Below are 26,987 nucleotides of genomic sequence, written 5' to 3'. Positions count from 1 at the left end.
GCCATCCATGCCACTGACCATCGAACGCATCGCCAGCAGCGAGGCGCTGCCCGCCGCCGCGGATGTCGTCGTCATCGGCGGCGGCATCGTCGGCGCGGCGGCGGCCTATTATCTGGCGAGGCGCGGCCGCTCGGTGGCTCTGGTCGAGAAGGGCATCGTCGGCGGCGAGCAATCGAGCCGCAACTGGGGCTGGTGCCGCAAGCAGAACCGCGACGCCCGCGAATTGCCACTGGCGATCCGCGCCATGGAGCTCTGGGAGAGACTGAGCGAAGAGCTCGGCCGCGACAGTGGTTTTCGCCGCTGCGGCCTGGTCTATGCCACCAACGACGCCGCGCAATTCGCACAATGGGAGCGCTGGCGAGAGACGGCAAAGGCCTTCGACGTCGAGACGACGATGCTGACCGGAGCAGAGACCGCGGCGATGACCGCCGCCAGTGGCCGGAGCTGGCTCGGCGGCCTGCACTCCGTCACCGACGGAAAGGCCGAACCGGCGCTCGCTGCCCCGTTGATGGCCGATGGCGCCCGCCGCCTTGGCGCCAGTGTCCATCAGGGCTGCGCGGCGCGCGGGCTCGACATCACCAACGGGGCTGTCACCGGCGTCGTCACCGAGAAGGGCACGATCCGCACCAATGCGGTCGTGCTCGCCGGCGGCGCCTGGGCCTCGGCCTTCTGCCGCCGCCATGGCATCGCCTTCCCGCAGGCGAGCATCCGCGCCACCAGCCTGCGCACCGAGGCCGCGCCGCACTTCCTCGACGCCTTCTATACCCCGGAGATCGCGCTGACCCGCCGGCTCGACGGCAGCTACACCGTCGCGATCAGCGGCAAGGGCACGCTCGAGATCACGCCGCAGGGCCTACGCTACGCCCGCGAATTCCTGCCGATGTTCACCAAGCGGCTGAAGGCGGTCGAGCTCGGCATCAGCTCCTCCTTCTTCAAGGGGCCGGAAGCCTTCGGCAGCTGGAAGCTCGATGAGGTCACGCCCTTCGAGACGATCCGCGTGCTCGATCCGGTGCCGAGCCGGCGCGCGATGGCAACCCTGCTGGAGCGCGCTCACGCCATGTTCCCGGCCCTCAAGTCCGTCGCTGTGCGCGAAAGCTGGGGCGCCTATATCGATTCGACGCCGGACGCCGTTCCGGTGATCTCGCCAGTCGCCGGCCTCTCCGGCTTTGTTCTGGCGGCCGGCTTCAGCGGCCACGGCTTCGGCCTCGGCCCCGCCGCCGGCCATCTCGCCGCCGACCTCGCCACCGGCGACATGCCCATCGTCGACCCCAGCCCGTTCAGGCATTCGCGCCTCGTCGACGGTTCCCGCGGCGCGATCGGCGAGTTCTGAGGTTCAGCTCAGCCGGTCGGCGACACCAGCGATCATCGCCATCGCGCCGGCGAGCTCGGCATCGGTGATGTACTCTTCCGGCTTGTGGGCGCGGTCGACATCCCCGGGGCCGCAGACGATCGCGGCGATGCCGGCGCGCTGGAACCGGCCGGCCTCGGTGCCATAACTGACGGCAGCCTGGCGCTCCTGGCCCGAAGCCGCCTCGGTGAAGGCGACCAGCGGGTCGCTCTCGTCGAGGGCGAGCGGCGGGTAGTCGCTCATGGTCTCGAAACTGAACGCAACCTTGTGTCCGGTCGCGGCAGCCTCGCGCGCGATCCGCTGGGCGACATTAGGCAGGAAGCCGAGCAGCGCGGCGGGCTCCTGCCCGGCGATGGCGCGGGCCTCGACCTCGAAGACGCATTGCGCCGGCACGATGTTGATGCCGGTACCGCCCTTGATCACGCCGACCTGGATCGTCGAATAGGGTGGCGCGAAGGCCTCGGCGAAAGGCCCTTGCGACGCATGGCGCAGCGCCTCCTCATGAATCGCCGAGATCAAGCCGGCAGCGTAGTGGATCGCGTTGTCGCCGAGATCGGTGCGCGAGGAATGCCCGGCTTTGCCATCGACGGTGACGCGCTGGGCGATCTTGCCCTTATGGGCCAGCACCGGCCGCAAGCCGCTCGGCTCACCGACGATGCAGCCGAGCACGGGCGGGCACAGCTCCGGCAGCCTTGCGATCAGATGGCGCACGCCGACACAACCGACCTCTTCGTCATATGACAGCGCGATGTGCACCGGCCGTGCCAGCTTCTTAGCCACGAGAGTGGGCACGCTCGCGAGCACGCAGGCGGCGAAGCCCTTCATGTCGACGGCGCCGCGCCCGATCAGCCGCTCGCCGTCGCGCCGCAGCTTGAAGGGGTCGCCGACCCAACCTTCCGGCGCCGCCGGGACCACATCGAGATGGGCCGAGAGGATAATGCCGTCTTCGACTTTCGGCCCGATCGTCGCGAACAGGTTGGCGCGGTCGCCCTCCGGCCCCGGCACGATCACGCTGTCGACGCCATGGCCGGTGAGATAGGCGCGGACATGCTCGATGATCGCCCCGTTCGGGGTGCGACAGACGGAGGGAAAGCCGACGAGATCGGCGAGAACAGTTTCGACGGTCATGGGGATTCGCAAGGTTAGTCTGGACGAACTTCAGCGAGAGCGCCGGGCCTGTCCATCCTGCTCGATACCCGCAGCAATCCATGCCGAAGCATAGCCCCTCATCGGCAGAATATTCGGTCGCGCCGATCGGATTCCGTCTCCCTGCCCGCGCTCGCGCTCTAGCCTCTTCCTAACGGCAGACAGCCGTCGCAACGATCGAGAGCGAGACGATGAGCAGCTTCCGGCCGAAATTCATCACCTTCGACTGCTACGGCACGCTGATCTATTTCGAGATGGCCCCGGCCGCCCGGCGCGCCTATGCCGGCCGTCTTTCGCCCGAGCAGATGGACGCGTTCTGCGACGCCTTCTCGAGCTATCGTCTCGACGAGGTCCTCGGCCCGTGGAAGCCCTATCAGGACGTCGTCAGCAATGCGGTGGAGCGGACCTGCAAGCTGCTCGGCATCGCCTATGATCCGGCCGATGCCCAGGCCATCGTCGACGAGATCCCGAGCTGGGGTCCGCATCCGGACGTGCCGGCCGGCCTTGCCAAAGTCGCCAAGGAATTTCCGCTTGTCGTCCTCTCGAACTCGATGACCGACCTGATCCCGCATTCGGTCGCCAAGCTCGGGGCGCCCTTCCACGCGGCTTACACCGCGCAGGATGCCCAGGCCTACAAGCCCCGGATGCGCGCCTTCGAGTACATGTTCGACATGCTCGGCTGCGGTCCGCAGGACGTGATGCACTGCTCGTCGAGCTTCCGCTACGACCAGATGACCGCCTACGATATGAAGATTGCCCGCCGCGTCTTCGTCAATCGCGGCCACGAGCCGGCGAACCCCTATTACAGCACCCAAGAGATCAAGGACGTCGGCGGCCTGCCGGCCCTGGTCGGGCTCTGATCATGCCGGGTGATTTCGACCCGGCCACGATCCACGTCACTGCCGGGCATTTCATCGCCGGCGAGGCGATCGGCGGCGGCGAGACGATCCCGGTCGCTCGTCCATCCGATCTCGTCGACTATGCCGAGATTCCGATCGCCGACGCCGCCATGGTCGACCGGGCCGTCGGCAGCGCTCATGCAGCCGTCGCCGCCAGCGGCTGGGCGACGAGACCGCCGCGCGAGCGCGCCCGCGTCCTGAGACGATGGGCCGAGCTCATCGAAGCGAATGCCGAAGAGCTCGGCCGGATCGAAGCGGCCGGATCGACGCGCCCGATCTCGCAGGCCGTGACCGGCGACGTCGCAGCCACGGCCGACGGCATCCGCTTCTTCGCCGAATGGGCCGACAAGCTCGGGGGCCAGGTCGCGGCGACGCGCAGCGACAATCTCGGCCTGATCGTCTCCGAGCCCTATGGCGTCGTCGGCGCGATCGTGCCCTGGAACGTGCCGCTCAGCACCGCCTCGTGGAAGCTCGGCCCGGCGCTGGCGGCAGGCAATGCCATCGTGCTGAAGCCGTCGGAGCTGACGCCGTTTTCCACCGTCAGGCTGGCGCAACTCGCGATCGAGGCGGGCATGCCGGCCGGCATCTTCAATGTCGTCCACGGCACTGGCGTCACAGGCGATGCGCTGGCACGCCACCCCGGCATCGGCAAGATCTCGTTCACCGGATCGACGCGGACAGGTGCCGCGATCATGAAGGCGGCGGCCGAGAGCGGCATCAAGCCGGTGACGCTCGAGCTCGGCGGCAAGAGCCCGCAGCTCGTCTTCGCCGATGCCGATCTGGAGAAAGCGGCGACCTGCATCGCCAGCTCGATCCTGGCCAATTCCGGCCAGGGCTGCGTCGCCGGTTCGCGCGTGATCGTGCAGCGCCCGATCGCCGAGGCCCTGATCGATCTGCTGAGGGTGAAGCTCCCCCGGATCACGCCGGGGCATACCTGGAAGGCGGCGACCGATTTCGGCCCGATCGTGTCCGAAGCGCAGGCTCGCCGCATCGACCGCATCGTTACCGCCAGCCGGGAGCAAGGCGGCGAGGTGCTGATCGGCGGCGGCCTGATCGCCGGCTATGGCGGCGCCTACTACCAGCCGACGATCATCGCCAACGTGACCAGCGACAACGCGGCGGTGCGCGAGGAGGTCTTCGGCCCGGTCCTCACCATCCAGAGCTTCGCCGATGAGGACGAGGGCTTTGCCCTCGCCGATCATCCTGAATACGGCCTCGCCGCCGGCGTCTACACCCGCGATCTCAGTCGCGGCCTGCGCGCCGTGCGCCGGCTCCAGGCCGGCACCGTCTGGGTCAACCGCTATAGCCGCACGCTCGACTTCATCCTGCCGACCGGCGGCTACAGGAGCTCCGGCATTGGCAAGGATCTCGGCCGCCAGGCCGTCGAGCAGAACCTGCGCCACAAGACAGTGCTGATCGACATCGCGAGCTGACCGGCGCGCGGCGCCTCAGCCATAGCATGCGTACTTCAGACCAAGGCCGGGATGAAGCGCGTCGATCGCCTCGATCTCGGCCTTCAGCTCCGCCCCGATCCAGTCCCGGATCTCGCGGACGACCGGGCTCGGTGGGCGGTTGCGCGGCGTCAGCAGCACGCAGTTGCGCTCGCCGCGCGTCAGCCGGTCGCTGGCCGGCACCAGCGCGCCCGACCTCAGCGCATGCGAGACGACCGTGATCCAGCCGAAGGCGACGCCCTGGCCGAGCAGCGCCGCCTGCACCACCACGGCATAGTCCGAGAAGCTCAGCGTCTTGATCGGCCCCGGCCGGCCGGTGGCGAAGGGCGGATAGCGCTCGGCCCAGTCGAGCGCGGAATCGGTCAGGTTGATGATCGTGTTGCCTTCGTCCGCCGCTTCGGCTTCGGGCTCGGCCTGCCGGTAGCCGGGGCTGCAGATCGGCAGCATCACCTCGCGCACCACCATCGCCTCGGCTGGCACCGCCTCGTCGCCATCGAGGAAGCGCATGCCGAGATCGACATTGTCGACCGGGCCACGCAGCGAGCCGGCGATCATCTGGAAGCGCAGGTCGACTGCGGGAAACCGGCGCTGGAAATGATCCATGCGCGGCATCAGCCAATGCGTGGTGAAGGCGGAGGAGACCGAGATCGTCACCGTCTCCTTGCCGCCGCGCAGCTGCTCGACCTCGCGCAGGCCCGCCTCGATGCTGCGGAAGCCATCGGCGACGCGGCGATAGAGCACTTCGCCCTCCGGCGTCAGGACCGCGCCCTTCCCGCCGCGCTCGAACAGCCGCAGGCCGAGATGGCTCTCGAAGCGCGACAGCATCCGGCTGACCGCCGGCTGGGTGACGTTCAACTCCTCCGCCGCGCGGGTAAAACTGCCGCTGCGCGCCGCCGCCTCGAAGACGAAGAGCGCATTGCTCGACGAGACCATGCGGCGCAGCTCTGACATTACATCAGGTTATGCTTTGCCTGATTATTTGGCAATTGCGGCAGAGAGCCGAAATCCCGTTTCATGAGCTGATCGAATGCAGCTTGCGGTGACGGCCCGGCAGAGGCCCGCACCGTCGAACAGCACCAGCGCCGGCACAGATCGCCATAAGATCACCTTATGGCCCGTCTCGAAAACGGTCTTTGCCTGCGCAGTGCCGCGATGTCGCTGTATCCGGACGGGAGAATGCCATGGCCAGCATAGGCGGCGAACGCGTCGAGATCAGGTCCGCGAGCAAGCATTACGGTTCGGTGCGCGCGCTCGACGACGTCTCGCTTGACATCGCCCCGCAGGAGTTCGTCTCGCTGCTCGGCCCGTCCGGTTCGGGCAAGACCACCTTGCTCGGCATTCTCGGCGGCTTCATCCAGCCTTCCGGCGGCTCGGTCCATCTCGGCGGCCGCGACGTCACCTATACCCCGCCGCACAAGCGCGACATCGGCATCGTCTTCCAGAACTACGCGCTGTTCCCGCATATGAGCGTCGGCGAGAACGTCGCCTTTCCCCTGAGAGCGCGGCGCCTGCCCAAATCGACCTATGCCGAGAAGGTCCGTGGCGCGCTCGCCATGGTCGACCTCGCCGGCTACGAGGAGCGCGGCATCGCCCAGCTTTCCGGCGGCCAGCGCCAGCGCGTCGCACTCGCCCGCGCCATGATCTTCGAGCCGCGCCTGATCCTGATGGACGAGCCGCTCTCGGCGCTCGACAAGCAGCTGCGCGAAAACATGCAGATCGAGCTGCGCCAGCTTCACAAGCGGCTGGGCGCGACGATCATCTACGTTACCCACGACCAGCGCGAGGCGCTGACGATGAGTGACCGCGTCGCCATCCTGAAGGACGGCAAGCTGGTCCAGATCGACAGGCCCGAGCGCCTGCACGACCACCCCGCCAACGCCTTCGTCGCCAGCTTCATCGGCGAGGCGACGCTGCTGCCGGTCCAGCGCGCCGGCTCCGATAGCGTCTCGCTCGCCGGCACCGTGCTGAAGAGCGCCCGCCCGATCGCGCCGAACGGCGAACTCGTGCTCGCGATCCAGACCGAGAAGCTACTGGTCGAGGACGGTTCCGGCAGCCCTGACCGCAACCGTCTCGAAGCCCGCGTCACCGATGTCGTCTTCCAGGGCGAGAGCCTGCGCGTCTTCCTCGCGCTCGACGACGGCACGGCGCTCAGCCTGCGCCAGCCCAGCCATTACGAGGCCGCCCGCCGCATCCCGCCGGTCGGCGGCCGCCTCGCCGTCAGCCTCCACCCGCAGGACACGATCATCGTGCCGAAAGCCGGCGCCTGATTCCCCTTCCCCAAGCAGAGACGCAAGACATGGCCCTCAGCGATTTCAAGGTTCTCACATTCGACGTGGTCGGCACGCTGATCGACTTCGAGGCCGGCGTCCTCGGCGCGGTCCGGCGCCTTGGCGGTCCGGCTGCCGCCAAGCTCAGCGACGACGAGATCTTCGCCCCCTACCTCAAGGGCCGCGAGCTGCATTACGAGCGTTCCAGCGAGGTGATGAAGCTGGTCTACATCCATCTCGCCAAGGAACTCGGCCTGCCGCAGGACGATGCCACCGCCGACGCCTTCCAGCTCGCCATCCTGCGCCATCCCGCATTCCCGGATTCGGCTGAAGCGCTGGCGCGGCTGCGCAAGCACTACCGTCTGGTGGCGATGACCAATGCCGACCGGCCGAGTTTCACCTGCTACTCGCACACGCTCGGCAATCCATTCCACGACAGCATCACCGCCGACGAGGCGATCGCCCCCAAGCCCGATCCGCTGTTCTTCGCCTTCAACCGCGGCCGGCAATCGGCCTTCGGCTACAAGCAGGAGGAGATCCTCCACGTCGCGCAGAGCCAGTACCACGACATCCGCGTCGCCAAATCGCTCGGCTACACCACCTGCTGGATCGAGCGGCGCCAGGGCCAGAAGGGCTTCGGCGGCACGCCGGCGGTGCCCGAGATCACCAAGCCCGATTATCACTTCCCGACGCTGAAGGCGCTTGCCGATGCGGTCGAGGCGGAACGGGCCTGATCCCGGTGACGGCCGCGCCGACATCCTGGCAGGCCCTCGACGCCGCGCCCTCGCTCTGGCGGGCGACGGCTGCGCCGCTGCCCGCGCTGCCGCCGCTCGCCGGCGACGCGCAGGCGGATGTCGTGATCATCGGCGCCGGCTATACCGGGCTCTCAGCCGCCCACCATCTCGCCGCCAGCGGCCTGGCGCCGCTGGTGCTCGAAGCGAACGAGCCGGGCTGGGGCGCGAGCGGCCGCAATGGCGGCGTCATCACCGCCAAGTTCCGCCTCTCCTTCCCGGCCATCGCTGCCAGCCATGGCCGGGGCATGGCGAAACGCATGTACGACATCGCCCATGAGGCGACCGATATCGTCGCCGAACTGGTCGACGCCCACGGCATCGCCGATGCCGGACTGACCCGCGCCGGCCAGGTCAAGGCGGCGCACAATCACGAGACGCTGGCCTATGCGGTGAAGGAAGCGCAGTGGCTCCGCGCCGAGCTCGGCGACACCACGATGACCGTGCTCGATGCCGGACAGGTGCGTGAGGAGACCGGTTCCGCCGGCTTCGTCGGCGGCGTGCTCAATGCCGGGTCGGGCGGCATCCACCCGCTCAACTATCTGCGCGGCCTCGCCCGCGATGCGACCGTACAGGGCATCCCTGTCTACAGCCAGACGCCGGCGCTCAGCCTGAGGCGCGAAGCTGACGGCGTGCTGGTCGAGACGCCACGCGGCACGGTGCGAGCGAAGCAGGCGATCATCGCGACCAACAGCTATTCTGATCTCACGCCCGCGACCCGCGAGTACCAGCACACCCTGATCCCATTCCGCAGCGCGATCATCGCGACCGAGAAGCTCTCGCCGAAACTCGCCGCCAGCGTGATGCCGACGGGCCGGACCTATACCGAGACCAAGCGGATGATGCGCTGGTTCCGCATGGTCGACGACCGGATCGTCTTCGGCGGCCGCGGCGCCTTCGGCAAGACGGATTCCGCCGCCGCCTTCGCCGCCCTGCATAAGGCGATGGTCGGCATCTTCCCGCAGGTCGCCGATGTGCCGCTTGCCTTTTCCTGGTCCGGCCTCGTCGCGATGACGCTCGATTCCGTGCCGCATGTCGGCCGCATCGACGAGCGGGTCATGGTGGCCATCGGCTACAATGGCGCCGGTGTCGCCATGTCCAGCCTGATGGGACGCTACCTCGCCACCTTTGCCCGCGGCGAGCGCCCCGATGTTGGGCTGCTGGACGTCGGCCGCATGCGGCCCGTGCCCTTCTACGCGCTTCGAGAACCGGCGATCCGTCTGGTCGCCGGCTGGTACCAGTTTCTGGATGCGATCGGACGGTAGGCCTCGAAGCTCCGATCCAAAACAACAGGGGAACAGGACATGGCCAAGAGCTTGAACTTCCGGACCACCTGCGCCGTTGCGGGGCTTTCCCTCGCGGCGCTGGGCTCAGCCAGCGCGGCCGAGCAGATCATGTTCGTCTCGCAGGGCGGTGCCTATCAGAAGGCGCAGACCATCGCGATCCTCGACCCGAGCGCCAAGAAGCTCGGCATCACCATCAACCAGGACAGCGTGCCCGACGCCTGGCCGATCATGCGTTCGCAGGTCGCGACCGGTAAGCCGACCTGGGACGTCGTCGACGTCGCCACCAATTTCTGCCTGCGCGGCGGCGAGCAGGGCATCGTCGAGAAGCTCGACTTCAGCAAGATCCCGAACGCGGCGGCGATGCCGGCCGAGTACCGCAGCGACTGGTCGGTGGCCTACGAGTTCTATTCGAGCGTGCTCGGCTACAATCAGAAGAAATTCCCGGACGCGGCCTCGGCGCCCAAGAGCTGGGCCGATTTCTGGGATGTGAAGAAGTTCCCGGGCCGCCGCTCGCTGCGCAACCACCCGCTGGCGACACTGGAAGCAGCGCTGATGGCCGACGGCGTCGCCGCGGACAAGCTCTACCCGCTCGATGTCGAGCGCGCCTTCAAGAAGCTGGAAGAGATCAAGCCGAACATCACGGTGTGGTGGACCTCCGGCGCCCAGTCGGCCCAGCTCCTCAACGATGGCGAGGTCGACATGGTGATGGCCTGGAACGGCCGCATCAGCGCGCTGACCAAGGAAGGCGCCAAGGTCACCTATACCTACAACCAGGGCATCCTGCAGAGCACCTCGCTCTGCGTGCTCAAGGGCGCGCCCAACCTGCCGACTGCGATCAAGTTCCTGAACGAGGCGGTCGATCCGGTGCACCAGGCCAATCTGCCGCTGCATATCGACTACGGCCCGGCCAACCCGAAGGCCTACGACACCAAGGTCATCTCCGAGGCGCGGGTCAAGGAACTGCCGAGCGCGCCGGAGAACGCCAAGGTGCAGGCGCTGATGTCTTATGCCTGGTGGACCTCGCCGGCCGGCGAAGCCGCCGAGAAGCGCTGGCTGCAGTTCATGCAGAAATAAGCACAGCGCAACCCCTGTCATTCCGGGGCGCCGCGAAACGGTGAGCCCGGAACCCAGAAACGATGCCCGTTCGGATCGGGAGCTCACCTCCCCTCTCTCGATCAAACCCATCGGCTCTGGATTCTGCGGCTCGATCCTTCGGGTCGCCCCGGAATGACACCGACCTCGTGAGAGCAGGAGCAGACGGCTCGTGAGCGCGATCGATCCATCCCTCGCACATCAGCGCCGCGAACAGGCGCTGATGACGCTGCTCGCGGCCCCTGCCGTGCTGGTGATCGTCGCGCTGGTGGTGATCCCGGTCGGCTGGCTCGCGGCCCAGTCGATCTACGACAACGGCTTCACGCTCGAGCATTACCGCCGCATCTTCACGGAAGAAGTCTACTGGCGCAGCTTCGCGCTGACCTTCCGCATCGCCCTGATGGTGACGGTTCTCACGCTGCTGCTCGGCTACCCGGTCGCCTATGCGGCCGCCCATGCCAAGCGGCCCTGGAACGTGCTGATCCTCGCCTGCGTGATGCTGCCGTTCTGGACCAGCGTGCTGGTGCGCGCCTATGCCTGGCTCGTGCTGCTGCAGCGCACCGGCGTCGCCAATCAATTGCTCGAACGCTTCGGCCTGATCACCGAGCCGCTCGCAATGGTCCACAACGAGCTCGGCACGGTGATCGCGACCGTGCACATCCTGCTGCCTTTCATGGTGCTGCCGCTCTACTCGACCATGCAGAAGATCCCGCGCGACCTGATGCTCGCCGGCGCCAGCCTCGGCGGCGGCCCGCTCTACAGCTTCCTGCGCATTTTCCTGCCGCTGTCGCTGCCGGGCGTCGTCGCCGGGCTCACCCTCGTCTTCGTGCTGACGCTCGGCTTCTACATCACGCCCGAGCTGCTCGGTGGCGGGCGCACCGTGATGATCTCGATGGTGGTGAGCCGCAATGTCGAGCTCTACGCGCAATGGGGCGCGGCGAGCGCGGTCGGCGTCGTGCTGCTCGCCTGCGTGCTCGCGATCTTCGCCGCGGTCGGCCGCATCATCCCGCTCGACAAGATGCTGGGGCAGAAATGAAGACCTCCCTGCTGCCACGCCTCGCCTTCGGCCTCGTCGTCGGGCTGGTCCTGATCTACCTGATGCTGCCGGTGCTGATCATCGTGCCGATGTCGTTCTCGAGCACGCGCTTCCTGACCTTCCCGCCCCCGGCGCTCTCGCTGCGCTGGTACCAGGAGTATTTCGGCAATCCGAACTGGATGCAGGGCACGCGCATGAGCCTGATGCTCGGCGTGCTGACCGTGCTGATCGCGACGCCGCTCGGCACCGCCGCCGCATATGCGATCAGCAACGCACAGAACCGGCTGATGCGCTCGCTCCACATGGTGCTGATGCTACCGCTGATCGTGCCGATCATCATCGTCGCGATCGGTATCTTCTTCGTCTACGCCAAGCTCGGCCTGATCCAGACGCTGACCGGTCTCGTGCTGGCCAATGTCATGCTCGGCCTGCCCTATGTCATCACCTCCGTGGTCGCCGGCCTGCAGAGCTTCGACAAGACGCAGGAGATGGTGGCGCGCAGCCTCGGCATGAACCGCCTGCGCGCCTTTCTCACCGTGACGCTGCCGCAGATCAAGGCCAGCGTCTTCGCCGGCGCCGTCTTCGCCTTCATCTCGGCGATCGACGAGACGATCATCGCCCTCTTCGTCTCCGGCGGTCAGTACCAGACCCTGACCAAGCGCATGTTCACCGCGCTCCGCGACGAGATCGACCCGACCATCGCCTCGATCTCGACCCTGCTGACAGCGGCCTCCTTCCTGCTCGTCCTGCTCGCCATGAGCGGGCAGAAGAAGGAGGCGTAGCGACGCGCGACGTCCGAGGGCGCTGTCGGTCGCGCTTTCCCGAATCTGGATCAGCGACGGCGAGCGCGGCGGATCAGGGGCCTGCGGCTCGTCGGTTCATGCCATGCACCAACTCGGCGGCCTTCTGCGCCGAGATTGTTTTTACCCCCGAGCTCGCAAGCTGTTCGAACATGAGCGCGACGGCCTCGACCGCGGTGTGCTCGGCGGCTGCGATGGTAAGGGTGGCCAGAGACAGGGCTTTGTCCCGACTGGCAATGACAATCCCGACGGGCGACTGGTAAAGCGTAGTCGTCAGCCCTTCGACAAGCTCTTTGGCTCGTTCTTCGGCAGTGTGATCCGACAGATGACCAATGTGTGTCATTTCAACGCAACTCGATGACCAGGCTGAGCTAGCGTTCAATCTCCATGCCATGGTTCATATCGATGGCCGGACCCGCCTCAGTGGCGCCAGTCCTGGTAGCGGTAATACATCCCGACGAAGGGCAGGAACCAGGGCGGGCCGAAATGGCCGGGCACCGCTGGCCAGTCGAGTGCGGCGAAGGGATTTGCCTTCGTCTCGCCGCCCATCACCCTGGCCATGGCCTGTCCCATATGCACCGACATCTGCGTGCCGTGGCCGCTATAGCCGAGCGCATAGAAGATGCCGTCGCGCTCGCCGGCACGCGGCAGCCGGTCGGCGGTCATGTCGACCAGCCCACCCCAGCAATAGTCGATGCGCGTATCTGCGAGCTCGGGGAAGAGCTCCAGCATGCGCGCCCTCAGGATCGCGCCGCTCTTGGCGTCCGAAGCCGGGCTCGACAGGGCAAAGCGCGCCCGCCCACCGAAGATCAAGCGGTTGTCGGGGGTGAGCCGGAAATAGTTGCCGATATTCTTGGTCGTCGTCGCCGTCCGCCGCGTCGGCATGATCGCCGCCGCGCGCGCGGGCGAGAGCGGCTCGGTCGCGATGATGAAGCTGCCGACCGGCACGATGCGCCGCCTGAGCCAGGCGAAGGGTCCTTGCCGTGAAGCTCCGGTCGCGAGCAGCACCTGCCCCGCCTCCAGCGTGCCACGGCTGGTGACGACACGGTGCGCCTGGCCGTTCAGCCGCTGGAGCCCGGTCACCACCGCGTTCTCATGGATCGCCGCGCCATTGCGCGCTGCCGCCTCGGCCAGGCCGACGCCGAAGCGGCCCATATGCATATGGGCGCTGCGCGGATAGACGAGGCCGCCGAAGAAGCCGTCCGTGCCGATCTCGCGTCGTATCTCCCGCGGCGGCACCACGGTCAGGTCCGGCTCGACCGTGCGCCGCAGCAGGGTGGCGCTCTTCTCCAGCTTGGCGAAATGCTCCGGCTTGGCGGCGAGCTTGATCTTGCCGGTACGGATGAAATCGCAATCGATCGCCTCGCGCGCGACCAGCGCCTCGACGGTGTCGACGGCACTGTCGAAGGCGCGATAGAGCGCGACCGCCCTCTCCTCGCCGAGGCTGGCGGCAAGGCTGCCGAGATCATGCGCGAGGCCGTTGTTGCAGTGCCCGCCATTGCGGCCGGAGGCCTGTCCGACAACGCGATCAGCCTCCAGCACCGCGACGCTCGCGCCGGACTTCGCCAAAGCGAGCGCTGCCGACAGACCGGTGAAGCCGCCGCCGACGATGGCGACATCGACCTTGCCGGCGATCGGAGCCGAGGAGCCCGCGGTGAATCTCGGCGCGGTCGCGAGCCAGTAGGGTTCGAGCTTCATGGGGTTATGGTCTCAGCGCTCTGGACAGGACGGCATGGGCCGCCCATCGCCGGACAGGCCGGCTCCGACCGTCGAGAATACCGCCTTGCGGAGCAGGTTCTTGGACAATTTTGCAGTTCTCGGCAGCCCGGCGCCTGCCTATAGTCACCCCGTATTTCGACGAACGAGGCCTGTAACTGTGGCTCACGGAACGGCTCGGCGTCGGCTCGATTACGAGCTGACCATCAGGCCGATGACAGAGGCGGATATCTCCCAGGCGCACCAGCTCTCCGTCGGCGTCAGCTGGCCGCATCGGCCGGAGGACTGGCGCTTCGTGCTGGATGTGGGCCATGGCTTCGTCGCCTGCGACGCGATCGACCGGACCCTGGCCTCGGCGATGTGGTGGCCCTACGGGCCGCATTTCGCCACCATCGGCATGGTCATCACCTCGCCGCGCCTGCAGATGCAGGGCGCCGGGCGGCGGCTGATGGACACGATCTTCGAAGAGGCTGGCGAGCGCGACCTCAGGCTCAACGCGACCCGGGCCGGCTACCGGCTCTACCGCTCGCTCGACTTCCAGCCGATCGGCCGCATCTTCCAGCATCAGGGCCGCGCCCAGGCGCCGGCCGGCGCGGCGTCTGACGAGTTCACCGTCCGCCCCATGATCGCCGCAGACGGCGCGGCTATCGCGCAGCTCGATGCCGATGCCTATGGCGCCGACCGCTCGCGTGTCATCGCCGCGCTGATGAAGCTTGCGACGGGAACGGTGATCGAGCGCGAAGGCAGGGTTGCCGGCTTCGCGCTCTGCCGCCGCTTCGGCCGCGGCCATGTCGTCGGCCCGATCGTCGCCGAGAGCGACGAGGCGGCGATCGCGCTGCTGCGGCCGCATGTGATCGCCCATGACGGGCAGTTCCTGCGTGTCGACACCGCCCAGGAACAGGGCAGGTTCGGCGGCTTCCTCGAGGAGTGCGGCATGACCGTCTACGACACCGTGACCACGATGGTCAGGGGTCACAATCACGGGCCGCGCGGCGAGGCGCGGACCTTCGGGCTCGTCACCCAGGCGCTCGGCTGACGCCCGTCAGATATCGAACAGCACCGGCAGCGGATAGCCGGGCTTCTGGATCGGCGACTTGATCACGATGTAGCTGAAGTATTTGGAGATGCCGATATTGCGGTCGAGCAGCGTCTCGATCAGCGACTGGTAGTGCGTGAGACCGCGCGTGACGAACTTGACGAGGTAGTCGTAGCCGCCGCTGACGAGATGGCATTCGACGACTTCGTCGACGCGCCGGAGCGCCGTCTCGAAGCGGATGAAATATTCCTTGGTGTGGTCGGTCAGGGTGATCTCGGTGAAGACGGTGATCGTCTCACCGAGCTTCTGCAGGTTGATGGTCGCGCCATAGCCGGAGATGAAGCCAGCCTGCTCCAGCCGCTTGACCCGCAGCAGGCAGGGGCTCGGCGAGAGACCCACCGCATCGGCCAGATTGACGTTCGTGATCCTGCCGTTGTTCTGCAGCTCGATCAGGATCTTCATGTCGATGCGGTCGAGCCGCACGCCCGGTGTCACGACGAAGGCCTCTTGTCCCTTGATGCCTCTTGCGGAACCGGGCCTGCAGAGCAGGCCCGAACCGGTATCAGACTAATCGTTTGATGCGGTCCGGGCCAAGCAAGGATCACGCCGCTTTCGCGGTTTTCAACGCGACCGACACATCCGGCAGCGCCAGCACCTCGTCGAGCGTGTTGCGCACCCTGGTGACGATCAGGTCGATCTCGGCCTCGCTGCAGCAGAGCGGTGGCGCGAGGCCGATGATGTCGTCGGCGAAGGCGCGGAAGATGACACCATTGGCATAGCCGCGGGCGAAGAGATGATCGGGCAGCTTCGCCTCGCGCGGCAGCTTCTCTTTCGTTGCCTTGTCGGCGACGAGCTCGATGCCGGCGAGCAGCCCGCGCGCCCTGACCTCGCCGACGAGCGGATGGTCGGCGAGCGTCGCCAGGCGGTCCTCGAAATAGGCGCCGACGCGCTGGCCGTTGGCGAGGATGCCGCCCTCCTCGTAGAGCCGCAGCACTTCGAGTGCCACGGCAGCGCTGACCGGATGACCGGAATAGGTGTAGCCATGGCCGATCGGGCCGCCGGCCGGGGCATTGTCGGCGATCGCGCGATAGACCTTCTCGCCGATGGCGAGAGCGCCGAGCGGCGCGTAGCCCGAGGTCAGCCCCTTGGCCATGGTCATCATGTCCGGCACGACACCTTCGGCCTCGCAGGCGAACATCGGCCCGGTGCGGCCGAAGCCGGTGATGACCTCGTCGGCGACGAAGAGGATGTCGAGTTCGGCCGTCGCCTCGCGCATCGCCCTGAGCCAGCCCTTCGGCGGCACGATGACGCCGCCCGAACCGATCACCGGCTCGCAGAAGAAGGCCGCGACGTTCTCGGCGCCGAGCTCCGCGACCTTGGCGCGCAGCGAGGCGACGCTGGCCGCGATCACCGCCGCGTCGCTCGAACCGGTCAGGTTGCGATAGGCATAGGGCGGGGCGACGTAGTGATGCACATGCGCCGGAAAGTCGAAATTGGCGTGGAAGGCCGGCAGCGCCGTGACACCGGCGCCGGTCGAACTCGAACCGTGATAGCCCCGCTCAAGCGAGAGGATCGCCTTCTTCGTCGGCCGACCGGTGACGTTGTAGTAAAACTGGATCAGACGCAGCGCGCTGTCGACGGCGTCCGAACCACCCAATGAGAAGTAGATATGGTCGAGATCGCCGGGGGTGAGCTCTGCGAGCTTGGCGGCAAGGCGGATGGCCGGTTCGCTGCCGAAGCTGAAATAGCCGGTGGCATAGGGCAGTTCGCGCATCTGGCGGGCCGCCGCCTCGACGATGCTCTCATGGCCATAGCCGACATTGACGCACCATAGCCCGGCGAAGCCGTCGATCAGCTCATGGCCGTCGCTATCGGTGATGAAGGCGCCCTTCGCCGATTTCATCACGGTGACGCCGCGCTTCTCATGGCCGGCCCAGTTGGCGACCGGATGGACCCAATGGCGGCGGTCGAGGGCTTCGAGGGAGTTGACGCTCATGGCGGAACCTCAGGCAGGACGGGAAGACGGAATGGATGAAAAGGCCACAGGCGCCGGATAGACGATCCGGCCGGCGCGCGACGGCGGGGGTTGCACCAGCTCGCGCAGATAACGGCCGGGCGTCATGCCGTAGACGCTCTTGAAGTGGCGCGAGAGATGGCTCTGGTCGAAGAAGCCGGCCTCCAATGCAGCCTGCGCGGCGGGGACGCCGTCGGCGAGCAGCGCCCGTGCATAGCGCACGCGCTCACGGCAGACGAAACGGTGCGGCGTCAGCCCGACCTGGCGGCGGAAGACGGTGACGAAGCGGCAGACGCTGAGGCCCGCCACCGCCGCCAAGTCGTCGAGATAGAGAGCCTCGGTGAAGTGCCGCTCGATATGGCTCAGCGCCCGTCGGATACCGGGGCTCGCCGGCTCCGCCGCGCGGGCGACAGGGCTGGAAACAGACTGGAGCATGGACCGCTTCGTCCTCCGCTGAACGCGAATAGTGCTAGCAAGGAGGCTAGGAGCGGCCGGCTGGACTGTGCGGTGGCTTTGGCGCGCCGCTTTGATATCCCCTGCCCTATTCGGGGGCGGGATCGGCAGATCGTGCTGCGGCCTCCGATCAGGCGGATTTCAACCCGCCGATATGGAAGCTCTTCAGCTCGAGATATTCCTCGATGCCGGTCGCACCACCCTCGCGGCCGATGCCGGACTGCTTGACGCCGCCGAAGGGTGCAACCTCCATCGAGACCGAGCCGGTGTTGAGGCCGACCATGCCGAATTCGAGCCGCTCGCCGACGCGCCAGGAGCGGTTGAGGTTCTCGGTATAGAAATACGCGGCGAGCCCATAGGGCGTGCCGTTGGCGATCTCGATCGCCTCGTCCTCGTGCTTGAAGCGGAACAGCGGCGCCACCGGGCCGAAGGTCTCCTCATTGGCGAGGCGCATCCGCGTGGTCGCGCCGGTCAACACCGTCGGCACGACGAAACGGGAGCCGTCGACCTCACCCTGCGCGCCGGCAAGGCGTGTCGCACCGAGCGATAGTGCATCGTCGAGATGCGCGTGGACCTTCTCGACCGCCGCGGCATTGATCAGCGGGCCGATGGTGACGCCGTCCTGCCGCCCGTCGCCGACCCGCATCGCCGCGACTGCCCTGGCGAGGCGATCGGCGAAGGCATCGTGGATGCCGTCCTGCACCAGGATGCGGTTGGCGCAGACGCAGGTCTGGCCGGCATTGCGGAACTTGCTGGCGAGGGCGCCGGCGACGGCAGCGTCGAGATCGGCATCGTCGAAGACGATGAAGGGCGCGTTGCCGCCGAGCTCCAGGCTGAGCCGCTTCAGCGTATCGGAACATTGCCGCATCAGCAGCGCGCCGACGCGGGTCGAACCGGTGAAGGAGAGCTTGCGGACGATAGGGTTCTGCGTCAGGGCCGCACCGACCCCTTGCGGCAGGCCGGTGACGATGTTGATCACGCCAGGCGGGAAGCCGGCGCGCTCTGCCAGCACACCGAGCGCCAGCGCCGAAAAGGGCGTCAGCTCCGAGGGCTTCACCACGATCGGGCAGCCGGCGGCGAGCGCCGGCGCGCATTTGCGGGTGATCATCGCATTGGGGAAGTTCCACGGCGTGATCGCGGCGGAGACGCCGACCGGCTCCTTCAGCACGAGGATGCGTCGATCGTTGGTTGGCGCCGGCACCGTGCTGCCATAGACGCGCCGCGCCTCCTCGGCGAACCATTTGATGAAGCCGGCGCCGTAAAGCACCTCGCCCTCGGCCTCCGCCAGCGGCTTACCCTGCTCGGCCGTCATAATGCGGGCAAGGTCCTTGCGGTGCTCCAGCAGGAGGTCGTGCCAGCGCTCCAGCAAAGCGGCCCGCTCGGCAGCCGGCCGTGCCTTCCAGGCTGGAAACGCAGCCTCGGCCGCCGCGATCGCGGCATTGGTTTCCGCCTCGCCGCAAGCCGGAATCGTGCCGATCTCGATACCGGTCGCGGGATCGCGCACCGGTAGTTCCTCGCCGGAGGCAGCACCCACCCACTCGCCGCCGATCAGGGCACGGCCGACGAGAAGGCTGCGGTCTTCGAGAGCGACAATCGACATGGGGAACCTCGTTCAGTAACCGCGATCGCGATCGATCAGGCCGATCAGGGGCTCGCCCGCCCGGTGGCGCCGCAGGTTCTCGAGGACGATGTCGAGCGAGGCCTCCGAGCGCGAGCGGCTGGCGATATGCGGGGTGAGCAGGACCTTGGGATGGCTCCAGAGCGGGTGCCCTTCCGGAAGCGGCTCCGGCGCGCAGACATCCAGCACCGCTCCCGCGATCTGGTCACTGCCCAGCGCCGCCAGCAGGGCGTCCTGGTCGAGATGGCCGCCGCGGCCGGCATTGACGATCATCGCGCCCTGCGGCAGCCGGGCGAAGAGCTCGGCGCCGAGCAGGCCGCGCGTCGCGTCGGTCAATGGCAGCAGGCAGACCAGGATATCGGTGCGGGCAAGGAAGGCCGACAGTTCGTCATCGCCAGCGAAGGTCTCGATCCCCGGAACCTCATGCCGCGAGCGGCTCCAACCGGCGACGCCGAAGCCGAATTCGGCGAGCTTCAGCGCGCAGGCCTTGCCGAGCATGCCGAGGCCGAGGACGCCGACGCGGCGCTCGGCCGCCGGCCTGATCCGGAGTGGCTTCCAGGCCTGTTCTCGCTGTGCTGCGATATAGGGCACGAGGTCGCGATGCAGGGCCAGCACCGACATAGTGACGTATTCGACCATGCTGTCGACGAGGCCGGGCTCGATCATCCGCACGATCGGCAGATGCGGCGGTATGCCCGCCAGATTGAGCTGGTCGACACCGGCGCCGACGGAGATCAGCAATTCGAGATTGGCGAGCTGGTCGAGCAGGCCATCCGGCGGAATCCAAGCGGCGAGATAGCGGATAGCGGCGGGATCGCCGATATCCGGCCAGATCCGGAAGGGTAGTTCCGGCGCCTTCTGCGCAAGAAGACGCGTCCATTCCTCGGCACGGGCGGAATCGGATTTGAGCAGCAGCGTCATCTGGTGAACCTCTGGGGCATCAGCCCAGCGCCTGATTGATCAGGGCGTGGAGGCGCGCCGGGCCGGGCGCGGCCGGCAGATCGCCGCGCACCATTGCCGTGACGTCTCCGGCGGGCGCAAGACCAACTTGCTCCAGCCACTCGCATAGTCCGGAGCCGAGCTGCAGATCGGCCCGCATGAACTGGCCGGTGCGACCGTGCAGCCAGCACGCGATCAGCCTGCGTGCATCGGCCTCATCGACCGCAACGACCGGGCCGACGACATGACCGCGGCCGAAGGCGCGCAGGATGCTGAAGCCGACGGGCTGCCCCGCCCTCTCCAGGATCAGGCATTCACCGCATTGCAGCAGCGCCGCGAGGGCCGGCCCGCGCGGCAAACCACTGGCCTCGCGATCGAGCCGTTCGAGTACGGGAAGATCAGCGGTGGTGGCCGGGCGTAGCCGCTCGCCCGCGCCAAGTTCCGGCGCGGCGACGGCAAGCACGTAGCCATGTTGCTGGCGCACGCCGCCGCAGGGTTTGAAGCCGAGACGGGCATAGAGCGCCTCGCCGGCGGCGGTGGCGTTGAGCATCAATGTGCGCTCGCCGGCTTGTGCGAGCAGGTCCTGCATCAGTCGCTTGCCGAGACCCGCCCCCTGCTCCTCGGGCACGACGATGATCATCCCCAGCGTGGCGTGGCTCTCGCCATAGGGCCACCACAGCGCCGAGGCGACGGGCTGACCCTCCCGCAGGCCGACGACGCCATGGCCGAGGCCGATCACGAACTCCCAATCCTCGCGGCGATGCGGCCAGCCGACACGCCGCGACAGCTCCGCACAAGAGGCTGCATCGTCGACGCCGATCGCACGGAGCGTCAGCGCCTCCGGGGCTTCGATCTCAGCCATGTTTCGTCCCGGCAACGGGAGCTACGGCGCTCACGCGTCAAACTCCTGGACGACATAGACCTTGGCGACGTGCTCGTCGCTGTCCCAGGCGCAGGACGTGCCATGAGCGACGAAGACGGTCTCACCCGCACCGACCCGGACCGGGCGCCCGTCCTCGCCGGTGAGCGTGACGCTGCCGACGAGGATGTGCATCAGCTCGTTGACGGGATGCGGACGCAGGACGCGGCGATATGGCGTCGAATCCCAGATGCCGGCCCGCAGGCGCGAGGCCTCGTCGGTGAAGGCGTTGAAGCTCCGGCATTGCGGCACAGGCCCTTCGAGAAGGTTGGCCGGGGGCGGCGACGACGGCGAAAGCGACGCATCGGCCGGCAGATCCGTCACGCCCGGCACCGCGGAGGTCGTGCCAGTGCCAGCGCAGAAGGCCCAGCGCGTCCCGGGCGCCGCTTCGACACGCAAAGCCGTGCCGCGCGCGATCACCACGCTCTCGCCGGCCTGGATCATGCGTCTGCCGCCATCCAAGGTCATATCGAGGCGCCCTGACCTGACGACGACGATCTCCGTGTGCGGGAAGGCCGCGCTTTCGGTCACGCCGGAGAATGCGACACTTCCCGCTGCGAGATCCTGCGGCCCGCTCCAGGCGATCTCCCGGCCGGCGGCGAACGGGTCGTTGTCGGAGAGCGGCCCGGCGCCGGAGCCTCCAGTGCGATTGGCGATGATGATCGGAACAGACGACATGGCAGCCTCATCCAGCGTGATGGTGCTGAGCTAGGGCGTTTCACGCGCGGAGGATTGGAGGAAATTCTCGGGACGGACCGCTGGCATCGTACGGGGCGTTGCAACACTCCTCCACTGCGAGGATCCAAATGCTCGCAATCGCAGTGGATGGCCCCTGTCCTGCCTGGGCGTGACCACCTCAGCAGCCCGACGGCTCCCGCGTCATGCGTCCGGTCCTCCGTCACCAATTCCATTGGTGGAAGGTTTTGCCACTGCTGCACCATCGTGGCTTGGTCAGGAGCGAGTACAGCGATGGGACGCTGCGCGACCCGCTGTGCCTCGACCTGGTGCCAAGCCGTCTTGTCGGGCTCGACCGCTATTGAGCTTGGCCTGGATTCCCTGCTTCGCGCTTTGAGGACATGTCCGCTTTCTGGCAGCAAGCCAATGTCCGGTAGCGGCGCATTTGAGACCGCAACAACAGTCGCAGCCAGCTAGCGGCTCGTCCGCGTTCGTTGCCCAGCTGCCAACCTCGCCTCCAGCCAGAGGCTGTAGCGAGACGCGCAGAAGCACACGATGAAATACACCAGGGCGGCGAAGACATAGGCTTCCCGGTAGAAGCCGAGCCAGCTCGGATCCGTAGCCGAGACCCGCGCCGTGTTCAGGAAGTCGAACATGCCGATGATGATGACCAGCGTGGTGTCCTGGAAGATGCCGATCGCCAGATTGACCAGTGGCGGGATCACCGCGCGCAGCGCCTGCGGCAGCACGACGAGGCGTATGGTCCGCCAATAGGACAGGCCCAGCGCCTTCGCCGCCTCGTATTGGCCCACCGGGACAGCCTGCAAGCCGCCGCGAACGACCTCGGCAAGATAGGCGGCGACGAACAGTGTCAGCGCGACCTCGGCCCGCAGGAACTTGTCGATCGCCGAACCTGCCGGAAGCATCAGCGGGAACAGCAGCGTCGCGGCATAGAGCACGGCGATGAAGGGGACGCCGCGCAGCACCTCGATGAAGACCACGCAGAGCAAGCGCACGCCGCCCATCTTCGAGCGACGGCCTAATGCCAGCAGGATCGCCAGGGGAAATGCGCCCGCGAATGCACCGATCGCCAAGAGGAAGGTGACCGGCAGCCCGCCCCAGCGCTCCGTCGGCACGAACTCACCGGCGGGCCAGCCGAGCAGGAGCAACGGCACGCCGATCAGCGCAGCGCCCCAAAGCAGGAGCAGGCGCCGTCCCCAGTTTGCCGGCCAGGCCGTAACGCCGAGCAGCGCCAGCATGACGAGCAGCGCCACGCCTGCCCGCCAATGCAGATGCGGCGGATAGAAGCCAAAGGTGATGAAGCGCAGCTTCTCGCCGATGAAGGCCCAGCATGCGCCTGTTCCCGCCGCGGCGCAGGCGGCGCCATCGCCCTGCCAGACCGCGTCGACGATGGCCCAGCGCAGGAAAGGCGGTGCGAGCCACAGCACGAGAAGGGCGACCCCGAGCGTGATCGCGATATTGGTGCGCGAGCCGACGAGGCCATCGCGCAGCTTGCGCCAGCGCTCGCTCCGCGGGGCTAGCGTACCGTCTTCTGCCGTGGCGCTCATGCCGCGGACCGCTCCCGCAACGCCCAGCGCCGGTTGTACGCGTTCATCGCGATGGAGACGGCCAGACTCAGCGCAAGGTACGCCAGCATCATCACGAGAATGGCCTCGAGCGCCTGGCCAGTGGTGTTGGCGGTGGTGTTGAGGATGTTGACCAGATCGGGGAAGCCGATCGCGACCGCCAGGCTCGAATTCTTGGTCAGGCTGAGATAGCTCGACGTCATCACCGGAATGATCAGGCGCAAGGCCTGCGGCAGCACGATCAGCCGCATGATCCGGCCATAGGACAGGCCGAGCGCCCGGCCCGCCTCCCACTGCCCTCCCGAGACGGACAAGATTCCGGCGCGCACGGTCTCGGCGATGCTGGCCGACGTGTTGACGACGAGCGCGATCAGCAGGGCCATGAACTCGGGCGAGAGCGAGATACCGCCCCGGATGTTGAAGCCGGACAGCCTCGGCAGATCGATTGCAGGTACCGCACTGAAGAACGCGGCGACGGCCACCGGCAGCATCGCCGCAGCAAGGATGAAGGCAATGCTGCGCTTGAGGTTCGAGCGGCCGGTCCGGCGGGCCCGCCATTTCAGCGCGACGCCGACCAATACGGCGAGCAGGAAGCTGCTCGTCAGGATTGCCGGAGTCGCACCATCGTCGGCGATGAAAGGAAAGAAAAAGCCACGATTGCTGAGCAGCACGCCCGGCAGCGGCGACAAGGCCTGCCGCGGCCCCGGCAAGGCGTGGAACAGCGCGTTCCAGAAGAATATCTGCAGCAGCAGCGGCGTATTGCGCACGATCTCGACATAGGCCTGCACCAAGCGTGACAGCAGCGGATTCGACGAGAGCCGGGCGATGCCGAGCGCGACGCCGAGGATGGTGGCGAGGATGCAGCCGACCAACGAAACGCGCACGGTGTTGAGCAGACCGACCGTGATGGCGCGCAGATAGCTGTCGCCGGCTGAATAGGCGATCAGCCCCTCGCCGATCTCGAAATTGGCGGCATGGCCGAGAAAGCCGAAGCCGGGCGTCAGGCCGACCCGCGCCATATTGTGCACGAGATTGTTGCCGAGCAGCGTGAAGCCGAGACCGACGATCGCGAAGATCGCCAGCTGTGTCAGCGGCTTTTCACCCCACCACTCAGAAAGCGCACGCAAAAGGCCGGGCCCTTTCCGGCCCGGCACGGCCGCCTGCAAGGATGCGGGAGAAGTCATCCCTGGGCGACAATGCTCAACGGAACGGCGGCGAATACAGCAAGCCGCCCTGCGACCAGGGCTGATTGTAGCCGCGCTCGAAGCCGACCTTGCTCTTCTTGCCGATATTGCGCTCGAAGATCTCGCCGTAGTTCCCGACCGCCTTGACGATGTTGTAGGCGAACTTCGGATCGAGCTCGAGCGCCTCGCCGAGCGACTTGTCGACGCCGAGGAAGCGTTTGACGCCGGGATCCTCGCTCTTCAGGAACTCGTCGATATTGGCCTGGGTGATGCCGTATTCCTCAGCCTGGATCGTGGCGTAGACGGTCCAGTTGACGATCTCGAGCCAGCGATCGTCGCCCGAGCGAACGGCTGGCGCCAACGGCTCCTTCGACAGCCGCTCCGGCAGCAGGACGTAATCGTCCGGCTTGCCGAGCTGGATGCGACGCAAGGCGAGGTCCGAAGCATCCTGGGTCAGCGCATCGACGCGGCCGGATTCGAGCGCGTTGACGAACTCCTTGGTCTCCTCGATTACCACCGGCTTGAAGCTCTTCTTCGTCTTGCGGAAGAAGTCGGCGATGTTGAGCTCGCCGGTCGTGCCGCTCTGGATGCCGATCGTGGCGCCATCGAGCTCGGCCGCCTTGCTGACGCCGAGCGCCTTCTTCACCAGCAGGCCCTGGCCGTCATAGAAGACGATCGGGCCGAAATGGAAGCCGAGCTTGAAGGAGCGCGTCGCCGTCTGGGTGACGCCCGAGAGCAGGATATCGAACTCACCGGCCTGCAGCGCCGGCAGCCGCTGCTGCGGCGAGGACGAGGTGAAGCTGACCTTCTCGGCATCGCCGAACACGGTCACCGCCAGCGCCCGGCCGAAATCGACGAAGAAGCCCTGCCATTTGCCGTTGCTGTCCGGAGAGAAGAAGCCCGGCGAGGTGCCGACGCCGACTTTGATCGAACCGCGCTGCTTGATGGCGTCGAGCGTCGGCCCGGCCCAGGCGGAGGTACCCGCCAGCAGCCCGGCAAGAATGATGGAGTAGCCCAGCCCACGTCCGAGCCTGTTGGATGTCACGAGCATGATGGTCCTCTCGATGTGAGCGCTCGCGAACGGACGTCGAGCCAGCAAAATAACTCACAATATCAATGGACTATTCAAAGGATCGTTCCTTATGTCAACGGGAACGTTCTTTTTAAGAAACGACACCAGCGAGAAGAAATTCTCGCAAAGCTAGCTCGCGGAGAAGACGTTTTTCGCATCGGCACCGTGAGACGGATTTCCTCAGCAAGGAACGGTCCGACTCGGAGCAGGCGCAGGATCGCTTAGGCCCGGAGAACAGGCTTCCCCAGCGGCTCGAATATATAGTCTATTAATTTAATTGACTAATTGCCCCCCTGCCCTAGCCTTTTTGGCCTGGAGGCGACCATGACCCGTACCCGACAGCTCCATCTCAACGTCAATATCCTGCATGGCGGCTTCTACGCCTCGGCCTGGCGCGTACCGCAAGCCGATCCGCGCGCCAGCATCGATGTCAACCACTATGTCCGCACCGCGAAGATCGCCGAACGCGGCAAGCTCGACGCGATGTTCCTCGCCGACCAGCCGGCGTTGGAAGACAGGGCGGAGGAGAAGAGCTTCAACGGGCTGGAGCCGACGATCACGCTGGCGGCGATCGCCGGGGCCACGAGCCATCTCGGGCTGATCGCGACGATCTCGACGAGCTACAACGAGCCCTACAACATCGCCCGCCGCTTCCAGTCGCTCGATCTGCTCAGCGGCGGCCGGACGGGCGTCAATCTGGTGACGACTGCCAACGGCGCCGCCTCCGCCAATTTCGGCCAGAGCGTGATGGAGCATGGCCGCCGCTATGCCCGCGGCCAGGAATTCGCCGAGGTGCTGCTGAAGCTGTGGGACAGCTGGGAGGACGGCGCCTTCGTCGGCGACAAGGCCAGCAACACCCTGCTCGACAAGCACCGGATTCACCGGATCGAGCATGAGGGCGAGTTCTTCAAGGTCGCAGGTCCATTGAGCCTGCCGCGCTCGCCGCAAGGCCACCCGATCATCGTGCAGGCCGGCGGCTCGGAGGACGGGCGCGACTTCGCCGCGCGCTATGCCGACGCCGTCTTCAGCGTCGGCGAGGATGAAGAGCTGGCGCTCGCCTATGTCGGCGATCTGCGCCGCCGCGCCGTCGCGAACGGTCGCGATCCCCGCGCGATCGTCGCGCTACCCGGGCTCGGCACGCTGATCGCGTCGACCGAGGCGGAAGTACGCCGGCGCGAGGAAGAGCTCGGCTCGCTGATCAACCTCGACTATGCGGTCCGCCGCATCAGCGGGACCTTCGGGCAGGACCTGTCGCATCTCGATCTCGATGCGCCTTTCCCTGATCTGCCGATCCCGCCCAATGGCGGCATCACCTTCGCGAGGGCAACGCTCAACTTCGCCCGCAAAGGCAACCTCACCTTCCGCCAGCTGATCTATAAGCTCGGCGGCGGCATCGGCCACCGCGTCGTCGTCGGCACGCCGGAGGCAGTCGCCGACGATCTCGAGGCCTGGTTCCGCAGCGGCGCCGCCGATGGCTTCAACCTGATGCCGGACGTGCTGCCTGACGGCCTAGAGATCTTCGTCGACGAGGTCGTGCCGATCCTCCAGAAGCGCGGCCTGTTCCGCACCGAATATCGCGAGACGACGCTGCGCGAGCGCTTCGGCCTGCCGCGCCCGACGAGCCGCTACGCCGAAATCGAGCGGCGCAGCGCCTGAATC

General features: G+C 67.0%; 25 protein-coding genes. 11 read left to right on the top strand and 14 right to left on the bottom strand.

Features of this window, described 5'->3' with window-relative positions; genetic code table 11:
• The first annotated feature begins 7 nt into the window (after positions 1-7).
• On the top strand, positions 8-1,330 hold the full coding sequence (locus ACWIGM_RS17530; protein WP_454027240.1) for an NAD(P)/FAD-dependent oxidoreductase: 1,323 nt from the start codon (positions 8-10) through the stop codon (positions 1,328-1,330).
• A gap of 3 nt (positions 1,331-1,333) precedes the next feature.
• On the opposite strand, the gene argE is transcribed toward ACWIGM_RS17530, so the two are convergent.
• Positions 1,334-2,476: an acetylornithine deacetylase gene (gene argE, locus ACWIGM_RS17525; protein WP_454027239.1), complete on the bottom strand. Its 1,143-nt coding sequence runs from the start codon at positions 2,474-2,476 to the stop codon at positions 1,334-1,336.
• A gap of 209 nt (positions 2,477-2,685) precedes the next feature.
• On the opposite strand from argE, the gene ACWIGM_RS17520 reads away from it, so the two are divergent.
• Positions 2,686-3,354: a haloacid dehalogenase type II gene (locus ACWIGM_RS17520; protein ID WP_454027238.1), complete on the top strand. Its 669-nt coding sequence runs from the start codon at positions 2,686-2,688 to the stop codon at positions 3,352-3,354.
• Between the two features lie 2 nt (positions 3,355-3,356).
• A complete protein-coding gene (locus ACWIGM_RS17515) occupies positions 3,357-4,826 on the top strand; it encodes an aldehyde dehydrogenase family protein (RefSeq protein ID WP_454027237.1) in 1,470 nt (489 codons plus the stop codon).
• Positions 4,827-4,841: 15 nt separating this feature from the next.
• On the opposite strand, the gene ACWIGM_RS17510 is transcribed toward ACWIGM_RS17515, so the two are convergent.
• A complete protein-coding gene (locus ACWIGM_RS17510; protein ID WP_454027236.1) occupies positions 4,842-5,795 on the bottom strand; it encodes a LysR family transcriptional regulator in 954 nt (317 codons plus the stop codon).
• A gap of 230 nt (positions 5,796-6,025) precedes the next feature.
• On the opposite strand from ACWIGM_RS17510, the gene ACWIGM_RS17505 reads away from it, so the two are divergent.
• The 6 genes from ACWIGM_RS17505 (at position 6,026) to ACWIGM_RS17480 (ending at position 12,098) form a co-directional block, all read left to right on the top strand.
• Entirely contained in the window at positions 6,026-7,111 is a 1,086-nt protein-coding gene (locus ACWIGM_RS17505; RefSeq protein WP_454027235.1) for an ABC transporter ATP-binding protein, read from the top strand.
• A gap of 29 nt (positions 7,112-7,140) precedes the next feature.
• On the top strand, positions 7,141-7,845 hold the full coding sequence (locus ACWIGM_RS17500; RefSeq protein ID WP_454027234.1) for an HAD-IA family hydrolase: 705 nt from the start codon (positions 7,141-7,143) through the stop codon (positions 7,843-7,845).
• Positions 7,846-7,850: 5 nt separating this feature from the next.
• Positions 7,851-9,167, top strand: a complete 1,317-nt coding sequence (locus ACWIGM_RS17495) for an NAD(P)/FAD-dependent oxidoreductase (protein ID WP_454027233.1) — start codon at positions 7,851-7,853, stop codon at positions 9,165-9,167.
• 39 nt (positions 9,168-9,206) lie between these two features.
• Positions 9,207-10,262, top strand: a complete 1,056-nt coding sequence (locus ACWIGM_RS17490; protein WP_454027232.1) for an ABC transporter substrate-binding protein — start codon at positions 9,207-9,209, stop codon at positions 10,260-10,262.
• Positions 10,263-10,503: 241 nt separating this feature from the next.
• Entirely contained in the window at positions 10,504-11,316 is an 813-nt protein-coding gene (locus tag ACWIGM_RS17485; protein ID WP_454028017.1) for an ABC transporter permease, read from the top strand.
• A complete protein-coding gene (locus ACWIGM_RS17480; RefSeq protein ID WP_454027231.1) occupies positions 11,313-12,098 on the top strand; it encodes an ABC transporter permease in 786 nt (261 codons plus the stop codon). The genes ACWIGM_RS17485 and ACWIGM_RS17480 overlap by 4 nt, the downstream gene beginning before the upstream one ends.
• Positions 12,099-12,171: 73 nt before the next feature.
• Here ACWIGM_RS17480 and ACWIGM_RS17475 read toward each other — a convergent pair whose 3' ends face one another.
• The gene (locus ACWIGM_RS17475; RefSeq protein WP_454027230.1) at positions 12,172-12,459 is read right to left on the bottom strand and encodes a hypothetical protein; all 288 of its coding nucleotides are present in this window, start codon (positions 12,457-12,459) and stop codon (positions 12,172-12,174) included.
• A gap of 77 nt (positions 12,460-12,536) precedes the next feature.
• On the bottom strand, positions 12,537-13,814 hold the full coding sequence (locus ACWIGM_RS17470; RefSeq protein ID WP_454027229.1) for an NAD(P)/FAD-dependent oxidoreductase: 1,278 nt from the start codon (positions 13,812-13,814) through the stop codon (positions 12,537-12,539).
• A gap of 232 nt (positions 13,815-14,046) precedes the next feature.
• Here ACWIGM_RS17470 and ACWIGM_RS17465 point away from each other — a divergent pair, with 232 nt between their 5' ends.
• Positions 14,047-14,868: a GNAT family N-acetyltransferase gene (locus ACWIGM_RS17465; protein WP_454027228.1), complete on the top strand. Its 822-nt coding sequence runs from the start codon at positions 14,047-14,049 to the stop codon at positions 14,866-14,868.
• Between the two features lie 6 nt (positions 14,869-14,874).
• Here the strand turns inward: ACWIGM_RS17465 and ACWIGM_RS17460 are convergent, their stop codons facing one another.
• The 10 genes from ACWIGM_RS17460 to ACWIGM_RS17415 form a co-directional block, all read right to left on the bottom strand.
• Entirely contained in the window at positions 14,875-15,351 is a 477-nt protein-coding gene (locus ACWIGM_RS17460; protein WP_454028016.1) for an Lrp/AsnC family transcriptional regulator, read from the bottom strand.
• A gap of 118 nt (positions 15,352-15,469) precedes the next feature.
• Positions 15,470-16,864 carry an aminotransferase class III-fold pyridoxal phosphate-dependent enzyme gene (locus ACWIGM_RS17455; protein WP_454027227.1) on the bottom strand — a complete coding sequence of 465 codons (1,395 nt, stop codon included), beginning with the start codon at positions 16,862-16,864 and terminating at the stop codon, positions 15,470-15,472.
• Positions 16,865-16,873: 9 nt separating this feature from the next.
• Entirely contained in the window at positions 16,874-17,317 is a 444-nt protein-coding gene (locus ACWIGM_RS17450) for a helix-turn-helix domain-containing protein (protein ID WP_454027226.1), read from the bottom strand.
• 148 nt (positions 17,318-17,465) lie between these two features.
• Positions 17,466-18,935, bottom strand: coding sequence for an NAD-dependent succinate-semialdehyde dehydrogenase (locus tag ACWIGM_RS17445; protein WP_454027225.1), 1,470 nt, complete (start codon positions 18,933-18,935; stop codon positions 17,466-17,468).
• A 12-nt stretch (positions 18,936-18,947) separates the two neighbouring features.
• A complete protein-coding gene (locus ACWIGM_RS17440; protein ID WP_454027224.1) occupies positions 18,948-19,874 on the bottom strand; it encodes a 2-hydroxyacid dehydrogenase in 927 nt (308 codons plus the stop codon).
• Between the two features lie 19 nt (positions 19,875-19,893).
• The gene (locus ACWIGM_RS17435) at positions 19,894-20,754 is read right to left on the bottom strand and encodes a GNAT family N-acetyltransferase (RefSeq protein ID WP_454027223.1); all 861 of its coding nucleotides are present in this window, start codon (positions 20,752-20,754) and stop codon (positions 19,894-19,896) included.
• A gap of 30 nt (positions 20,755-20,784) precedes the next feature.
• On the bottom strand, positions 20,785-21,489 hold the full coding sequence (locus ACWIGM_RS17430; protein WP_454027222.1) for a cupin domain-containing protein: 705 nt from the start codon (positions 21,487-21,489) through the stop codon (positions 20,785-20,787).
• A 470-nt stretch (positions 21,490-21,959) separates the two neighbouring features.
• Positions 21,960-23,054, bottom strand: a complete 1,095-nt coding sequence (locus ACWIGM_RS17425; RefSeq protein ID WP_454027221.1) for an amino acid ABC transporter permease — start codon at positions 23,052-23,054, stop codon at positions 21,960-21,962.
• Positions 23,051-24,199, bottom strand: a complete 1,149-nt coding sequence (locus tag ACWIGM_RS17420) for an amino acid ABC transporter permease (RefSeq protein WP_454027220.1) — start codon at positions 24,197-24,199, stop codon at positions 23,051-23,053. Before ACWIGM_RS17420 ends, ACWIGM_RS17425 begins: the two co-directional genes overlap by 4 nt.
• Positions 24,200-24,272: 73 nt before the next feature.
• Complete coding sequence (locus ACWIGM_RS17415; RefSeq protein WP_454027219.1) at positions 24,273-25,307, bottom strand: amino acid ABC transporter substrate-binding protein; 1,035 nt, start codon at positions 25,305-25,307, stop codon at positions 24,273-24,275.
• Between the two features lie 345 nt (positions 25,308-25,652).
• On the opposite strand from ACWIGM_RS17415, the gene ACWIGM_RS17410 reads away from it, so the two are divergent.
• Positions 25,653-26,984: an LLM class flavin-dependent oxidoreductase gene (locus tag ACWIGM_RS17410; RefSeq protein ID WP_454027218.1), complete on the top strand. Its 1,332-nt coding sequence runs from the start codon at positions 25,653-25,655 to the stop codon at positions 26,982-26,984.
• Positions 26,985-26,987: the final 3 nt, after the last annotated feature.

It is taken from the genome of Allobosea sp. NPDC055332, assembly GCF_053645455.1.
The sequence above is the reverse complement of the archived record's forward strand: the minus strand, read 5'-3'. Positions and strand labels throughout refer to the sequence as shown.

Excerpts from the sequence above, each read along its gene's own strand:
- ACWIGM_RS17530 (WP_454027240.1), top strand. The coding sequence starts at position 8 with ATGCCACTGACCATCGAACGCATCGCCAGCAGCGAGGCGCTGCCCGCC.
- argE (WP_454027239.1), bottom strand. The coding sequence starts at position 2,476 with ATGACCGTCGAAACTGTTCTCGCCGATCTCGTCGGCTTTCCCTCCGTC.
- ACWIGM_RS17520 (WP_454027238.1), top strand. The coding sequence starts at position 2,686 with ATGAGCAGCTTCCGGCCGAAATTCATCACCTTCGACTGCTACGGCACG.
- ACWIGM_RS17515 (WP_454027237.1), top strand. The coding sequence starts at position 3,357 with ATGCCGGGTGATTTCGACCCGGCCACGATCCACGTCACTGCCGGGCAT.
- ACWIGM_RS17510 (WP_454027236.1), bottom strand. The coding sequence starts at position 5,795 with ATGTCAGAGCTGCGCCGCATGGTCTCGTCGAGCAATGCGCTCTTCGTC.
- ACWIGM_RS17505 (WP_454027235.1), top strand. The coding sequence starts at position 6,026 with ATGGCCAGCATAGGCGGCGAACGCGTCGAGATCAGGTCCGCGAGCAAG.
- ACWIGM_RS17500 (WP_454027234.1), top strand. The coding sequence starts at position 7,141 with ATGGCCCTCAGCGATTTCAAGGTTCTCACATTCGACGTGGTCGGCACG.
- ACWIGM_RS17490 (WP_454027232.1), top strand. The coding sequence starts at position 9,207 with ATGGCCAAGAGCTTGAACTTCCGGACCACCTGCGCCGTTGCGGGGCTT.
- ACWIGM_RS17485 (WP_454028017.1), top strand. The coding sequence starts at position 10,504 with ATGACGCTGCTCGCGGCCCCTGCCGTGCTGGTGATCGTCGCGCTGGTG.
- ACWIGM_RS17480 (WP_454027231.1), top strand. The coding sequence starts at position 11,313 with ATGAAGACCTCCCTGCTGCCACGCCTCGCCTTCGGCCTCGTCGTCGGG.
- ACWIGM_RS17475 (WP_454027230.1), bottom strand. The coding sequence starts at position 12,459 with ATGACACACATTGGTCATCTGTCGGATCACACTGCCGAAGAACGAGCC.
- ACWIGM_RS17470 (WP_454027229.1), bottom strand. The coding sequence starts at position 13,814 with ATGAAGCTCGAACCCTACTGGCTCGCGACCGCGCCGAGATTCACCGCG.
- ACWIGM_RS17465 (WP_454027228.1), top strand. The coding sequence starts at position 14,047 with ATGACAGAGGCGGATATCTCCCAGGCGCACCAGCTCTCCGTCGGCGTC.
- ACWIGM_RS17455 (WP_454027227.1), bottom strand. The coding sequence starts at position 16,864 with ATGAGCGTCAACTCCCTCGAAGCCCTCGACCGCCGCCATTGGGTCCAT.
- ACWIGM_RS17450 (WP_454027226.1), bottom strand. The coding sequence starts at position 17,317 with ATGCTCCAGTCTGTTTCCAGCCCTGTCGCCCGCGCGGCGGAGCCGGCG.
- ACWIGM_RS17445 (WP_454027225.1), bottom strand. The coding sequence starts at position 18,935 with ATGTCGATTGTCGCTCTCGAAGACCGCAGCCTTCTCGTCGGCCGTGCC.
- ACWIGM_RS17440 (WP_454027224.1), bottom strand. The coding sequence starts at position 19,874 with ATGACGCTGCTGCTCAAATCCGATTCCGCCCGTGCCGAGGAATGGACG.
- ACWIGM_RS17435 (WP_454027223.1), bottom strand. The coding sequence starts at position 20,754 with ATGGCTGAGATCGAAGCCCCGGAGGCGCTGACGCTCCGTGCGATCGGC.
- ACWIGM_RS17430 (WP_454027222.1), bottom strand. The coding sequence starts at position 21,489 with ATGTCGTCTGTTCCGATCATCATCGCCAATCGCACTGGAGGCTCCGGC.
- ACWIGM_RS17425 (WP_454027221.1), bottom strand. The coding sequence starts at position 23,054 with ATGAGCGCCACGGCAGAAGACGGTACGCTAGCCCCGCGGAGCGAGCGC.
- ACWIGM_RS17415 (WP_454027219.1), bottom strand. The coding sequence starts at position 25,307 with ATGCTCGTGACATCCAACAGGCTCGGACGTGGGCTGGGCTACTCCATC.
- ACWIGM_RS17410 (WP_454027218.1), top strand. The coding sequence starts at position 25,653 with ATGACCCGTACCCGACAGCTCCATCTCAACGTCAATATCCTGCATGGC.